Here is a 13288-nt window from a genome sequence, read left to right as displayed (position 1 = left end):
CGAATTTGCAGACCATGCTCGAGTCTCAAACAAGACTGGGGCAACAATATACTTCGCCAGGCCATATGCAAGCTGGCAGAGAGGGACGAATGAAAACACCAATGGCAGACTCCGCAGATTCTGGCCTAAAAGGTTCGATTTTGCCACTCTCTCAGAGCAGGAGATTCAGGACGGAGTGTTCGTGCTAAACCTAACACCAAGAAAAGTACTGAACGGCCTGACGCCTCTGGAGGCGTTTACTGGTCGACGCGTTGCACTTATTACGTGACTCCAGCACTAACCATAGTATGGGGTATATCTGCGGCAAAATTAAGAAAGAAAAGCTTTTGATTAGCCGATATATAAAGATGAAAAATCTTGTGAGGTAAAAAGAACAAGAAGTGATTACTTGTCTGGAGTTATTCTATTCTTGAATTTTTCATTGACCTGATAGACAAATGCAAGGACCTCAGCCACTGTCTGGTAGAGTTCTACGGGGATTTCATCACCGATAGGGACTTTGGCAAGCAACTCAACAAGATTGGGGTCTTCATGGATGTGGATACCGGCTTCTTTGGCAGTTTCGATAATCTTCTCAGCGAGAAAACCTTTACCTCCTGCAATGACACGTGGTGCTGCACCTGTCTCTTTCTCGTTGTAGATAATGGCTACAGCCTGTTTCTGAGCCGCGCGTTCCTGCATAATCAAGCCGTGGTGTCGAATACCGATCGTCCTTCAGGGACGATGCGGCGGATGAGTTCTGTAGCAGGGTCAGGAGCGTTGGCGCCAAACGAGATGCCAAGGAGAGGTGCTTCTGAAATTGACTGTTTGAGATCGCTTTCGTATGTGGCGATAAAGTTAGCTTTTTCCTCCGAATCTGCATGAAAGCGGATGAGCAGTCCTTCCGGGCTGTGAAAAAAATCTATCCGCAGATTTCCCAGTTCCTTCAGTTTCAAAAACAATGAAAAACGATACTCCTGCTGTTCATAATCAGCACCGCCGCCACCATCATCGTCATTTCGTTTCTCCACCAGAAGAAACCCCTGTTCGAGAAAGGGTAGGGGAAGAGGGAAAATAAATTGCTGGGATGATTCGGTGTGGAGTTGAGCGAGCTGAAAAAACTCAAGGGTGGTCAGGGAGCGCAAGGCGCTATTGTGGATTTGACTGTCTGTTTTGAAGTTGCTAAGCACTTCAAGGAGGGCTGCTTTCAGGGTTAGAGCACTTCTTGCGCCATTTCCTTCACCAATCATTCTTTCAAATGCTAATCCTATCTGGTCCACCATTTGTTTCAGGAAGGTTCCGCCGTTCTCCGTATTTGGGTTGAGACTACTTTGTTGCAGACTCATAAAACTTTCCAGCGCTTCTTTGCTGTTAAGAGACAAGGTGGTGAGAAGTGATTGCGGTTGTTGGAGAAGAGAAAACAGTTCCCGAATATCGACGGTATTGCCGATCAACGTTAGTGGACGGCCGAGAAACTGCTGGAGGGTATCGTTGACTATTTTCAGTTCAATCTGCGGAGAGGTGGCGACCAGTTGCAGCTGCAACGTCTGACCAGGTTGCAGGGGCATGTCAGAGCGGGCGGGGAGGAGGTTGTCGCCGATCTGCAGAATAACAGTGTTGCCAGCTCTGGCTTCGATAACCAAAGCCTTCAGTAACTGGCCTGGTTCTGGGAGTTGCAGTGATTGAGGCGTTCGAGCGGTTGCAGGGCTGCTTTGAGTATACTGTGTTATGGATTGAAGTGGAGTTATGGTCTTCATGAGCGCTCATCTTACTCGTTATAATGAACAGCAGCCCCAGAGAAAACATGGTGGTTAAGTAGAGTGCGGTGAAGTGCAGCGTAATAATCAGCTCGAAAGTGTCAATTCTCAGCGGTCTGAACTCTTTCTCTCAACTGCCGGCGCTGTTCCCAAAGGCAATTGGTGATGATCGAATCCCGATCCTTGCTGGTAATGTTATCAAAATGCAAGGCAACCTGCCAGCGGCCGCCACGCAGTCGGTTGGTTCTCACCACATGGCCGATGCACTGGATCGATTTTTCCGGGTGGGTGAGACGTATTTCAATAAAGAGGCTCTGGCTGTTTTGCGGTGCATCACTGAACAGGCCAAGCACTCCGGAGCCGGAGATGTCAAGAGTTTGACCTTTTATGGACCAGTTGCGGGATGAGTCCGGGTTCATAGTTTCATGGCTGATCGTCATCGCAGTGCGAAGGTCCACCCGAAAATATTCACGTAAGCTTATAGGATCAATAGCCTTCGTTGCAGTCAACTCAATCGATCGCTCACTTGCTACATCAAGAATCCTGGCATTGATAGCAAAGGAAGTTCCGGTTTCGTCCTGTAATGTTACAAGGCATGGTGCCGAGGTATTAACATTTTCCGGAATGGACCCGGGAGGAACAACAACAAAAAAACTCGGAGCGTGCGACTCCTTATACATGCAGTCGATGGAAACGGCATATCCATCGGTGGTCGAGAGTTGAATGGATGCCGGCTGGTTGTCTTGTAAGGATTTAACCAGATTACTGAGAGAAGAGTCGGACATGGGATCGAGACAGGTAGATATTAAAGTTTAGTGCTATCCTTAACCTGAACCTTCAATCGCAGTAGTTTGCGCTGAATGATCAGGCAGTAGCCGATAATCCGGTCTCTGTCTTCTGTTGAGATATCGTCAAAATGATAGGCCACCTCGTAATGGTTTTCTGCAATTTTCAGAGATCGGACAGGATGGGCAAGTACGGAAATTGTGCTGGATTCGCCGGTCGAGAGAGCGATTTCAAGTTTGATCTGTTTGTCTTTTGGCGGTTGCTCTGTAAAGACGGCAAGAATACCACTACCACTGATATCGATTGTTCTGCCTTTAATTGCCCAGGGTTCTCCCTGTTTATCAAAAAATTCCGGATGGAATGAACTGCTGATGACACTGGTGGTGGCATCAACGCGAAAAAATTCGCGCATCTGCTCGTGACTGACCGATTTTTCAATGGCCATCTGCAGCGTCTGTTCGCCGATAATTTTGATGATACGGGCTTCAATAGAAATACTTGGCCCACCCATATCGACAGAAATCAGACATGTCTGGTAGGTGTCGATAACATCGGTGGGCATGACACCGGCCTGAAAGAGGAGTTGAAATGCTGTTGGGCCTGTTTTATGAAGGACGCAGCTTGCTCTATATCGTTCCGCCTTACCGATTATAGGGATGAATACACGAACCGGCTTTGCATCGGGGATTGAGTCTAGCAAATGAATATCAGAGGTCATAGGTTGTCCACAACAGGAGTTTTTTCAGTAAATCTCAAGCGAAGCTACCGCTCTTAGGCATCTTGTATCTCTGCATAGTATCACCTAATTTATGCTGAGGCAATAGCCTATCAAAACAAGGTGTTGATATTACAAGCGAGTTGGCAATTGAGATGTGTGGTCAATAGATGTTATGGCAGATTACCTCATTGCAAACTATTGGGCGTCTCAGGCAAGGAAGGAAGATTAATGACGCGTAACATCCTGAAGTGATTGTTTGATAATAAGCAGCTGACTGTGAACGGAATTCACGGATTGGACCGCTGATGAAAAGGCTTTTCTATAATGGTTGAGATGATCGTTATGGACAATATCTTTGCCTGCCAGTTTGAGAATTTCTATAAGCTCATCGTCAAGGGTGGATAATTCTAACCGCTCTTCGTTAAGTTTTTGGCATCTATGTTCTATGATATCCGGTTGCAAGAGATGGATTTCTGAAGCAAGTGACGCAGCCTTGTGCCCAATAAGCGTGTATCTTTCTGTAATTCTTTCTAGGAAGTCATTTACGTCTATGATGGATGCATTGTTCATTGGAAGTTTGGCTGCTCTCGTTTATTGGAAAAGAATCGGTGAAGGATGTGAAGAGGGCAGCCTGAGGTGTTCACATCGCATTTCTGAAAGATCCGCTGTTTCGTTGCTGCTCTGGGGTGCGATATCCTTTAATGGCAGTATGGCCGTTTGTCGCTTTTCGAATCTCATCACCAATCAGGGATTTGACGGCCTGTGCTTGCACGGTTACCGTTTTGTTCAGATTGATCAGTTCTTCTATTAGTGCATGACGCTCGTGCAGTAGTTGTTCAATATGCTCATCTCGGTGATCCAGCTCTAACAGGGTCGTATTCAGCAAGCGATCATTGGCTTCAATGTTCTCTTGCAGCACACTGAATCGTTGATATCTAACTTCAATCTGTTGGGCTGTTGCTGTTTCGGGCGATTCTCGCAGTGTCTTCAACATATGCAGCATCTGTTGATAGAGTTCGTTTGATTTCTGGAGATGTTCGCTACAAGTTGTCATAATGTTTTTCGTGGGGCGAAGGAGAAGTACTCTCTTTATTCCGGTTTGGAAACAGATGGTTTAAGATTTGATCAACCGGCAGTCATTAATGATTTATACGGTCTTTGCATATCTGCCGCGGAGTCTGCTGTACTGGTTTGAACAGTTCTGGCCACAGCGATTTCTTGACGATTGATCTCTACTGCCTGACCCCAGGTGTCACGCAGATCGAGCAACAACGTCTCAACAGTCTTCAAATGTTCGCCGCTGTTGTCATTTCGAGCGAGATTCAGTTCACGAATCATGAACTGGTAAAGGGCATCAAGGTCTTCTGCGATATTGCCGCCAATATCGTGATTGAGCGAGTTGGAAAACTCGGCAACAATAGCCATGCACTTGCTGATTCCCTGAAGCTTCTCCACTTGTTTGCTCTCATCGTTGGCAACAATGGCACGGCGTATAAACCTGATTGCTCCGTCATAGAGCATAAGCAGAATCTGCTCTGGCGTAGCGGTTGCGATCTGGTTTGTCTGATACTGGTTGTAACCGTTCATGCTTAATCCTTTTGATTCAGATTATTGATCTGCTGGGTAAGAAAATTCCCTTGGGCATTCAAACCGCTGATCAGCTGTTCCATTGCGGTAAACTGGGCGCGGAGGGAGGCCTCGCGCTTGGTCATACGTAATTCCATGAGCCCAATCTGTTTATCAATGTTGGCTTCCGACGATTGGAAGACTTTTTTCTGGGTCGCATAGATGCCACTTGAGAGGCTGGTCATGTTAAGCAAAACGGAATTGAACCGTTTCATGACGCCGCTCACCTCGCCTTCTCCGGAGAGCAATGCAACCATATCATCAAAGTTGTTGGCAAGTGCCTTGTCGAGCTTGGTGTTGTTTTGTTTGAGGCTACCATCCTTCTGGGTGGAGATACCAATTTCCGAAAGGATATTGAAGGTGCCGCCGCTCTTGATACTGTCCGTGAGGACGGCCTGAAGTTGACGTTTGGCGCCATTAACGGTTGCGTCGCCACGGAGAACCGCTCCCAGCAGCTTATCCTTATCGGTAGTGGTTGATTCTTTATCCTCTTCAGCGGTATCTTCAAGCAACGAGCTGCCGCCAAACTCCTCATATCCCGAATTGATGAATTCCATGACAGAGTTGTAAGCCGTAACGAAACTGGTGATTTTTTCTTTCAGGGCGTCGGTGTCAGCGGTTACATCGAAGCGGGTGGTAGCCAATGTCGGTGGATCGGTGTTAGGCACCATCTCGTCCACCGCAGTCAGATTGAGTGTTACACCACTGATGGCATCGGTGATTGTGTTGGAATTACTCACCACCTTGATCCCGTCGATATAGGCAACGGCCTGTTGCGCGGATTTTGCCAGGGTTGTGGTGAATGCTATTGAATTTCCGGGGCTGCTTTCCAGGTCAGGCACAATATCAAACTCGGTGTTCGCATCTTTGCCGGTAAAAACCATACGGTACGGACTGGAGCCACCGTCGTTGATGATGGTGGCGCGTACCCCGGTCTGATCTGCCACAGCGTTTACGCTCTCGGCCAGGGTCCGGAGCGAATTGTTGCCTTCACCAACGGTGATAGTAACACTGTTTACCTCTATAGTGCCGGTGCCAAGGATGCTGTCGGTATCAGAGCTGAATCCACTGGTGATCGTTTTTTGTGTCTGGGCCAACTGGGCGACCGCAATATCGTAACTGCCAAGTGCTGCGCTGTTGGTGGTGGCGGTAAAACTTCCTTCTTTACTGAGTGTGCCTTTGGTACCCCTGACCTGGCTGGTCAGGCTCATATCACTCACGGCGGTTTTCAGCGCATCAAGTTTGCCTTTGAACTGAAAGAATGCATTCAATCTCTGGGTTGCATTGTTTTTCTGCGTTGTGAGCCGATCAATAGGGGCACGTTCGAGCTGCATGATCTGCGTGACGATCGAATCCGTGTCCAGGCCGGTGGCAAGACCGCTGAATGTGATAGCCATAACTGAGCCTCGTAGTTGTTACTCGTGCTGCTTGTTGAGATTACGCGGAAGTATTTACCAGATTGCCGCGTAACTCTTCGATGGTCATTTTTAATTGAAGAAGCTCTTCAGCCGGGATTTGCCTTATAACCTCTTCAGTCTCGTTGTCAAATATCTGCACAACCAGCTCGTTGGTATCCTTGAACTGCTCAAATCGAACACTGTACAAGCCATCCTGGGTGATTGACTTGATGGCGGCCAGCAGCTCTTCCGGTTGCACCTTCGCTTCCTTGGTCTCGACCTGAGGTTCGCTCGACTGCTCCTCTTTCACCTTCTTGCGCTGGAGATCAACTTGCTCTGAAGAGGAAAATTTCGGTAGAGCTGATCCTCCCAGGCTATTTACTGTATCGACATTCATGGGAAACTCCTTAACGGAAAAATCGTAAAGTGAGTTCAGGGGAGCTGGAAAACCAGCTCCCCTGAACGGTTAAGGATATTAGCCAAGCAGTGAAAGCGCAAGCTGCGGGGCCTGGTTTGCCTGGGCAAGAATGGATACGCCAGCCTGCTGCAGGATGTTGTTTTTCGTCATAGCTGAAGTTTCCTGGGCGATGTCCGCGTCAAGAATCCGGCTACGAGCTGCCGAAAGATTTTCAGAAACGTTGTTAAGGTTTGAGATGGTTGATTCAAAGCGATTCTGCATGGCGCCGAGAGTACCTCGGAAACTATCAATATCACTTATTGCCTGGTCGACACGTTTTATTGCCAACCCTGAATTGCTTGCAGTGAGGATGTCAGAGTTGTCAATGCCTTGTACATTAGTGGTCTGATTGGCACCATTTGCAGGTCCAGTTCCACCAGTACCACCGGCAAATAAGTTAGCAGATCCAGCGGCTACTGCTACTGTGATAGATTCCGCACCACTCAAGGTGATATCAGCCTTGTAGATATCATGGTTTGTGGCAGCGGCTCCGGTAAGAGTATTACCAAAATAACCGACGACAGTGTCAGCAGCGCCGTCAGTGGCGCCACCAAGTACTTCCTTGATATCGATATTGCGGCCATCAGCGGTGGAAAGTTTCATGCTCCCATCGTCCTGGGCGGTGGCGATAACACCTGTGGTGTCACTTAGTGCGTTAATATCAGACACAAGCTGGGTAACAGTTTTTGGGGTGTCACTTTCACCGGCTTGGAAGATCTGAGTATCGTTAATTGACAGGGTATATGTCAATGTATCAGCAGTACCAACATTATCAGTCCAGATACCACCCGCAGCAATATCAGCACCAGAGACCGATACTGAGCTGGTACTAGCTTCGGCAGTAACGCCGGTTTTATCGGTTAACAAGTTGATCGCATTGGCAATTGATTCGGCACTGCCATCCGACAAGCCGTTGAGACCATCTACTGCAGCACCTATTGCTTCACCGTTGATGGTCAGATCACCTGAAGCATCCATCAAAAGTGTGTCATCTACTGCTGAGTCAAGCACATTGCCCAAGGTATAGGTTACGGATGCATAATCACCAATGGCACTAGCCCGCATGCTAGAGCTGAGATCCAGCGTGATAACCTCGCCGGAATTAGCGCCAACTTGGAAGCTAGCTTGTCCAAAAGTACCATCAAGAAGCTTTTTACCGTTGAAGGAGGTTGTTGTTGCGATACGATCCAATTCTTCTGAGAGTTGCTTGAATTCGGAGTTGAGGGAAGAACGGTCACCGTCGCTATTAGTTGCGTTGGCAGATTGAACAGCAAGTTCACGCATCCGCTGCAAGATGTTTGTACTTTCCTGCAGAGCACCCTCTGCGGTTTGCGCCAAGGAAATACCATCATTGGCGTTTCTGGAAGCCTGATTCAGACCGCGGATCTGCGAGGTCATACGGTCGGAAATGGCAAGACCAGCTGCGTCATCTTTTGCAGAGTTGATTCTGAGGCCAGATGACAGGCGCTGCATGGATTTGGACAGCGCGTTTTGTGATGTGCCCAGGTTACGCTGAGCATTGAGAGACATTACGTTTGTGTTAATTGAAAGTCCCATTTTATTCCTCCATGAATAAGTTGATGGGTTACTGGCGGGCATCCTTGCCCTGGTATTGCGTATTTACTTTTTTCTACTTTACTGCTTTCGTTGTTTCGTGTGCGGCACCTCCCTCCTTGCAGTGATTCTTTCTAGTTTATGCTGTATCGACAGCGTGGTCAAAAAGCTTAAGAGAAAAAATCTATCAGTTCTCTTTTCCTGTAAGTCTCATATCGGTGGACCTTAAGGAAAGCTTTAGGGAAAAATGTATTTTTTCTGGAAATATGTAAGAGAAAAAGTAAAAGGCCGACTAAATAGTCGGCCTTTTACAATATTTATGATGTAATTATGGAATGTTATCCTTGGAGTAACTGCAGCGCCAACTGCGGAGTAGTGTTGGCCTGGGCCAGAATCGAGACACCCGCTTGCTGGAGAATATTGTTCTTGGTCATGGCCGACGTCTCCATGGCGATGTCAGCATCGAGAATCCGGGAGCGGGCCGCCGACAGATTCTCAGATACATTCTGCAGGTTGGCAATGGTTGATTCAAACCTGTTCTGAATTGCACCCATGTTGCCCCGCAGACTGTCGATCTGGCCAATGGCACCGTCAACAATTTTTATTGCCTCGTTGGCACCTGCCACTGTGGAGATGTCGATAGTATCGACGGATTTGAGTTGGGACGCGTTGGCCTCACCATCGTCTGTGTTGAATAATGAGCCGGCTGCCTGGGCTATACTGCTGGTAATATTGTAATTACCTGAGCTAGTAAAGGTGATTTCTCCTCCTATAACGGTGGAGTCACCAGGAACTGTGGGAGCCTCAACTGTTGCTGCGGCGACAGCTGCGACACCACCCAGAGTGATTGTTGAAGCTGGCGTTACTTGGGTTATTGCCGCACCGTCGCCGGCAATAACGTCAAGAGAGGCTGGGATCGCTGTACCGCCAGAGTCGACTACGCCAAATGCTGTGATAGCGATTGTCTGGTTGGTCGCTGCGGTTGACAAGGTGATACTGCTCTTATCGTCCCCAAAGACATCGGTAAAAGATGCTGTTATTTTAGGGGTAGTGCCCTTAATATTTATAGCTTCCAATAAATTAGTAAGATCCTTGGTGTCAAGAACGACAGCGGTAATCACCTGAGCACTTGGCAGAGTTAAGGATACGGTTCCAGGATCTGAGAGGTTAGAAAGAGAAGCAATGGTCGCCGCTTCGTTAACACCCTCGTCAACAAGATTGGTGGCAACGCCTTCCGTGCCTGTGACCCGGATGGACTGGAGCGTCCCATCAGCTGCGCTATGTGTGTAATCGCTAATCTTGATGTCGTAACCTTCACTCTGAACAAGCCGCAAGCTTTCCTTATTCCCTGAGAGTTCGGCAGAAATGCCGGTATTGCCGCTCTGGGTATTGATGGCCAGGGCAAGGGCTGTCAGATTATCAGTGGTTACAGTGGCACTGATCGGGATGGGAAACTCATTATTGCCCTGAATGTCAAAACCGATGGTGCCGTCGGCGGCCAGATGGCTGAGGGTGACTTCCGTCCTGGCGTTGGCTCTGACCCCGGTAATGTCTGCTTCGATATTGACGAGCTCAGCGATCTTTTTGGCGCTATCGTCAGCATCGATTTTGACGATGCTTGTTCCGCGAGCACCAGTAATGGTAAGGTCCTGGGCGGCAACGGAATTACCTGCACCGGTATTGGCTTTTCGAGGGGTTGCCATTTCAATACCGGTCGGATTGTTGGAACTGAGGGACTCGTCTCCAAGTTCACCGGCCTTGGCTGATGAGATAGAAAAGGAGATGGTCTCATTGGCGTTGGCGCCAACCTGGAACTGGGCACCAGTAAGCGAGCCATCAAGAATATTCTGCTCATTGAAACTGGTGGTTTCCGCAATTCGGGTTATCTCCTGCTGCAGCTGATTGACTTCAGCCTGCAGGGAAGCGCGATCGGAGGCGCTGTTGGTATCGTTGGCGGACTGGATTGCCAGCTCACGGATACGCTGGAGCATATTGGTGGTCTCCTGCAGCGCGCCTTCTGCGGTCTGGGCCATGGAGATTCCATCATTGGCATTTCGGGCAGCCTGGTTGAGGCCGCGGATCTGCGAGGTCATACGATCGGAGATCGCAAGACCGGCAGCGTCATCTTTAGCGGAATTGATTCGAAGGCCTGAAGATAGCCGCTGCATGGAGCGGTTCAGATCGTTCTGGCTTTTTCCTAAGTTTCTCTGGGCATTCAGTGCAGCAATGTTTGTATTGATTGTCAGTGCCATTATTCGTTCCTCCTTGAAAAGGTCATTTGGCGTCGTTGTCAATCGATACAAACGTAATATCTCTTTGGGTGTACCTCGCAGTTGGATCTTTTTCGTCAGAAGAGAGATCTATCTTTAATCTAAAAGAGAAAAAAAACATTAATACAGAAAAAAATATTAAGCAGGTAAGATTCTGAAAAAATATCTAAAGATTTGAAAAACCAGAGCAGGGTGGCAGGATGGCTGAGCATTGATAGATGCTCATGTTTGGATAATGATGATGGGATGAAAAAAAAATGCCGGAATCCAACAGAAGGACGCCGGCATTTTGAAGGTATTGAGAAATGTATTATTTCGGCAAAGGTGTTTTCGTCAGATATTTCGGATCATCTAAAATAACTTGTATTGCCCTGTTGGTGTTTGGGGCAAACAATATAGGAGCTGAAAGGTTCAGCGTAATATTCTGGTCGGGTGGAACCGTAACTACAGTTAGGATAAAACATTCATCCTCATTGGCGATCTGTAATATTTTTCGCTCTGTTTCATCAGGTACAACAATGTAATCAAGAAAGAAGTTCGAGGGATCTGTCAGGACAAAGGCGATATCCGGATCGTCGACACTCTGGATCCAGAAAAGCGGCCCCTCTTTTTTATTGGGCATGACGATGAACTTATGGAGCTGCGGAAACCCGATCATGCCTGCTGGGAAATACAGCAGATTGTCCGGATCATAGTCGACTTGGCCAAAACGGGTGTTGATTGTTTTCATTTCTTCCGTGTCTTTTCTTGAAGGTTGTCACTCAGAGAGTCGAGAACGTCCATGTTCCAGTTCGCGGCTTCAAGGTTCTCCTGACAGATTTTCTCGTAAACTTCCTGGCGATAGATCTTGTTTTCACGGGGGGCTTCAATGCCAATTCGAACTGATCCCCCCTTCATCTCAATGATTTTGATCGTTATATCGTCCCCGATGATAATGCCTTCACCGAGTTTTCTGGTTAAAACCAGCATGTCGTGCTCCGTTCCGAAGTGGTGGTAAGTAACGTGACTGCAATGAGTATAGCGTATTACGTTCTGCTATACTAATTGAAATCACCAATAGATGTCAAAGGTTAGCTTGCCACACTAAAAATAGTCGAGGATGGAAATTTGGGAAATCTTTGCGGTGACGTTTAAGGCTGCCTGAAAAGCCGTTTCTTGCTTCACAATATTATTGAAGGTCTCGATGACATCCGCATCCTGATAGCGGGAGAGAATCTGCTCGAGGTCAACTTTTACACCCTCTTGACTAGAGATAGCCGTCTCAACACGTCCGGCCCTGGCACCGAGCCGGCTGCGAACCCGGCGGTTCTGGTTGGCGGCTGTCTCAAGATTGTCCACCTGGGACTGGATAGAACCGCCTGGACCGGTTGGGTCATCAAAATTGCCGGCTCGGACTGCCTCTTCGGTACGGGTGAGAATAGAGAAAATATCTATTCGACCACTGTGGCCATCAAGGGTGGTTGGCGTCAGGCCGAGGGCAGTCAGGCCTGCGCCGTCGATGGTCACATTCTCACGAGTATTGGTGGCGATATCGACTGTACCGTAAACCGTTTGGTTGCCGCCGGAGATGCCTCCACTGGTGCTTGAGTCAGGATCGAAAATGGTTTCAGTGAGAGATATTTCCTCACCTGTTGTTGGCCCGGTGAGGACTAATGATCCGCTCGAAATATCGTAAGTAACGCCATTGGCAAGAGTACCACCGGTTGTTGTAACTGCGATGGCACCTACGGTATTGCCAAGTGCATTGGCTAGGCCTTGCAGTGTGTAATCATACGTTGCTCCATCAAGCGTGACGTTTATGGGGGAACCGGCGACATCTACGCTGAGGCTATAGGTATCTCCACCGTTATAGCCAGCCAGGTTGAGAGGGCCTAGATCGGTTGTGGCAGCATTAACCGTCGCCGTTAACCCTGTGGGATTGCTGTTGATAACGTTGGCCACATTGGCGGCATAATTGGCGTCGGTATCGGCAGGGATGACATAGCTAACGAGCGGGGCATCACCGATAGTAAGGTCGAGTGGACCGGGAGCAGTGGCGGGGTTGAGCGTTGCCGTGACTGTTTCTCCGAGGTAGGGTGGGTTATAACCTGATGCCGCCAGCTCGTTGGTCACGCCCATAAACAGTTCGTTACCGGTAATATTCACCGATACATATTCGCCCGGAGTAATCTCCAGCATTGTCGGATTGGCATCACCCTGATACAGGTAGGGCCAGGTGTTGACGTTGTTCTCGTCGTAAAGAGCTGGGTCGTAATCTGGATTTTCGACAAAGGGAATGGTGTTTTCTTTGAATCCGGAGAAAATGTACTTTCCGTCAATTGTTGCATTGGCTGAGTCGAGGAGCTGGTTTTTTAGCTCGGCTATTTCGTCGGCAATAGTCTGGCGGTCTGCGCTGCTGAGAGATGAGTTGATCGCGCTGAGTGCAAGTTCCTTGGCACGTTGCATGATATTTTCCACGCTAGCCATGTGACCATCGGTTGCCTGCATTTTATCGAGACTGACTCCCATCGTTTCCAGATAGCGATCGGTGCGGCTCATCTGGGTACGGGTAGTCAGTACCGGACGGATTGAGCCGGGAGCATCGGAAGCTTTGTTGAATTTCAGGCCGGTTGCGCCCTGATACCTGAGATCAAGCAGCTTATTGGAGACCCGGTCGAGGTTGGTCTGCATCAGCCGGAATGTGGCGTTGTCGGTAACTTTCATAGCAGGGCTCTCCTGTGGATATTCTCAAACTATCGCTTATC

15 protein-coding genes and 1 pseudogene are annotated in these 13288 nt (G+C 48.4%); 1 reads left to right on the top strand and 15 read right to left on the bottom strand.

The features are described from left to right. Nucleotides 1-268 (top strand): IS30 family transposase (locus BUF15_RS18025; protein ID WP_143170767.1); only part of this gene is annotated, 268 nt, incomplete at its 5' end. Between the two features lie 116 nt (nucleotides 269-384). Here BUF15_RS18025 and BUF15_RS18020 read toward each other — a convergent pair. From BUF15_RS18020 to flgL, 15 genes and pseudogenes are all read right to left on the bottom strand, one after another. After that, nucleotides 385-681: an EscU/YscU/HrcU family type III secretion system export apparatus switch protein gene (locus BUF15_RS18020; protein WP_073615102.1), complete on the bottom strand. Its 297-nt coding sequence runs from the start codon at nucleotides 679-681 to the stop codon at nucleotides 385-387. A 2-nt stretch (nucleotides 682-683) separates the two neighbouring features. Further along, nucleotides 684-1736: a hypothetical protein gene (locus BUF15_RS18015; RefSeq protein WP_073615101.1), complete on the bottom strand. Its 1053-nt coding sequence runs from the start codon at nucleotides 1734-1736 to the stop codon at nucleotides 684-686. A gap of 101 nt (nucleotides 1737-1837) precedes the next feature. Further along, nucleotides 1838-2521: a PilZ domain-containing protein gene (locus BUF15_RS18010; protein ID WP_073615100.1), complete on the bottom strand. Its 684-nt coding sequence runs from the start codon at nucleotides 2519-2521 to the stop codon at nucleotides 1838-1840. Between the two features lie 20 nt (nucleotides 2522-2541). After that, on the bottom strand, nucleotides 2542-3240 hold the full coding sequence (locus tag BUF15_RS18005; RefSeq protein ID WP_073615099.1) for a PilZ domain-containing protein: 699 nt from the start codon (nucleotides 3238-3240) through the stop codon (nucleotides 2542-2544). A gap of 225 nt (nucleotides 3241-3465) precedes the next feature. Beyond that, complete coding sequence (locus BUF15_RS18000) at nucleotides 3466-3810, bottom strand: hypothetical protein (RefSeq protein ID WP_073615098.1); 345 nt, start codon at nucleotides 3808-3810, stop codon at nucleotides 3466-3468. A gap of 70 nt (nucleotides 3811-3880) precedes the next feature. Next, on the bottom strand, nucleotides 3881-4234 hold the full coding sequence (locus tag BUF15_RS17995; protein WP_143170765.1) for a hypothetical protein: 354 nt from the start codon (nucleotides 4232-4234) through the stop codon (nucleotides 3881-3883). Nucleotides 4235-4365: 131 nt separating this feature from the next. Beyond that, the gene (gene fliS / locus BUF15_RS17990) at nucleotides 4366-4827 is read right to left on the bottom strand and encodes a flagellar export chaperone FliS (RefSeq protein ID WP_073615096.1); all 462 of its coding nucleotides are present in this window, start codon (nucleotides 4825-4827) and stop codon (nucleotides 4366-4368) included. 2 nt (nucleotides 4828-4829) lie between these two features. Continuing rightward, the gene (fliD, locus tag BUF15_RS17985) at nucleotides 4830-6263 is read right to left on the bottom strand and encodes a flagellar filament capping protein FliD (protein WP_073615095.1); all 1434 of its coding nucleotides are present in this window, start codon (nucleotides 6261-6263) and stop codon (nucleotides 4830-4832) included. 40 nt (nucleotides 6264-6303) lie between these two features. Next, nucleotides 6304-6660: a flagellar protein FlaG gene (locus BUF15_RS17980; RefSeq protein ID WP_073615094.1), complete on the bottom strand. Its 357-nt coding sequence runs from the start codon at nucleotides 6658-6660 to the stop codon at nucleotides 6304-6306. Between the two features lie 78 nt (nucleotides 6661-6738). Further along, complete coding sequence (locus BUF15_RS28405) at nucleotides 6739-7323, bottom strand: flagellin (RefSeq protein WP_407642627.1); 585 nt, start codon at nucleotides 7321-7323, stop codon at nucleotides 6739-6741. A 591-nt stretch (nucleotides 7324-7914) separates the two neighbouring features. After that, nucleotides 7915-8250: pseudogene (locus BUF15_RS28400) on the bottom strand (flagellin N-terminal helical domain-containing protein); the annotation flags it as partial. Between the two features lie 362 nt (nucleotides 8251-8612). Then, nucleotides 8613-10526 (bottom strand): flagellin N-terminal helical domain-containing protein, encoded by a 1914-nt coding sequence (locus tag BUF15_RS28230; protein WP_073615092.1) that lies wholly within the window; start codon nucleotides 10524-10526, stop codon nucleotides 8613-8615. Between the two features lie 328 nt (nucleotides 10527-10854). Then, a complete protein-coding gene (locus tag BUF15_RS17965) occupies nucleotides 10855-11274 on the bottom strand; it encodes a flagellar assembly protein FliW (protein WP_073615091.1) in 420 nt (139 codons plus the stop codon). Further along, complete coding sequence (gene csrA, locus BUF15_RS17960; protein WP_073615090.1) at nucleotides 11271-11513, bottom strand: carbon storage regulator CsrA; 243 nt, start codon at nucleotides 11511-11513, stop codon at nucleotides 11271-11273. The genes BUF15_RS17965 and csrA overlap by 4 nt, the downstream gene beginning before the upstream one ends. Nucleotides 11514-11627: 114 nt before the next feature. Further along, nucleotides 11628-13247, bottom strand: coding sequence for a flagellar hook-associated protein FlgL (gene flgL, locus BUF15_RS27790; RefSeq protein WP_073615089.1), 1620 nt, complete (start codon nucleotides 13245-13247; stop codon nucleotides 11628-11630). Between the last annotated feature and the right edge of the window lie 41 nt (nucleotides 13248-13288).

The sequence above is a fragment of the Desulfopila aestuarii DSM 18488 genome (genome assembly GCF_900143695.1).
Lineage (GTDB): Bacteria > Desulfobacterota > Desulfobulbia > Desulfobulbales > Desulfocapsaceae > Desulfopila > Desulfopila aestuarii.
This window is presented reverse-complemented; position numbering and strand designations above follow the sequence as displayed.

Bases quoted from the DNA above. Each gene is read 5' to 3' on its own strand.
- BUF15_RS18020 (WP_073615102.1), bottom strand. From the start codon at position 681: ATGCAGGAACGCGCGGCTCAGAAACAGGCTGTAGCCATTATCTACAAC.
- BUF15_RS18015 (WP_073615101.1), bottom strand. From the start codon at position 1,736: ATGAAGACCATAACTCCACTTCAATCCATAACACAGTATACTCAAAGC.
- BUF15_RS18010 (WP_073615100.1), bottom strand. From the start codon at position 2,521: ATGTCCGACTCTTCTCTCAGTAATCTGGTTAAATCCTTACAAGACAAC.
- BUF15_RS18005 (WP_073615099.1), bottom strand. From the start codon at position 3,240: ATGACCTCTGATATTCATTTGCTAGACTCAATCCCCGATGCAAAGCCG.
- BUF15_RS18000 (WP_073615098.1), bottom strand. From the start codon at position 3,810: ATGAACAATGCATCCATCATAGACGTAAATGACTTCCTAGAAAGAATT.
- BUF15_RS17995 (WP_143170765.1), bottom strand. From the start codon at position 4,234: ATGTTGAAGACACTGCGAGAATCGCCCGAAACAGCAACAGCCCAACAG.
- fliS (WP_073615096.1), bottom strand. From the start codon at position 4,827: ATGAACGGTTACAACCAGTATCAGACAAACCAGATCGCAACCGCTACG.
- fliD (WP_073615095.1), bottom strand. From the start codon at position 6,263: ATGGCTATCACATTCAGCGGTCTTGCCACCGGCCTGGACACGGATTCG.
- BUF15_RS17980 (WP_073615094.1), bottom strand. From the start codon at position 6,660: ATGAATGTCGATACAGTAAATAGCCTGGGAGGATCAGCTCTACCGAAA.
- BUF15_RS28405 (WP_407642627.1), bottom strand. From the start codon at position 7,323: ATGAAACTTTCCACCGCTGATGGCCGCAATATCGATATCAAGGAAGTA.
- BUF15_RS28230 (WP_073615092.1), bottom strand. From the start codon at position 10,526: ATGGCACTGACAATCAATACAAACATTGCTGCACTGAATGCCCAGAGA.
- BUF15_RS17965 (WP_073615091.1), bottom strand. From the start codon at position 11,274: ATGAAAACAATCAACACCCGTTTTGGCCAAGTCGACTATGATCCGGAC.
- csrA (WP_073615090.1), bottom strand. From the start codon at position 11,513: ATGCTGGTTTTAACCAGAAAACTCGGTGAAGGCATTATCATCGGGGAC.
- flgL (WP_073615089.1), bottom strand. From the start codon at position 13,247: ATGAAAGTTACCGACAACGCCACATTCCGGCTGATGCAGACCAACCTC.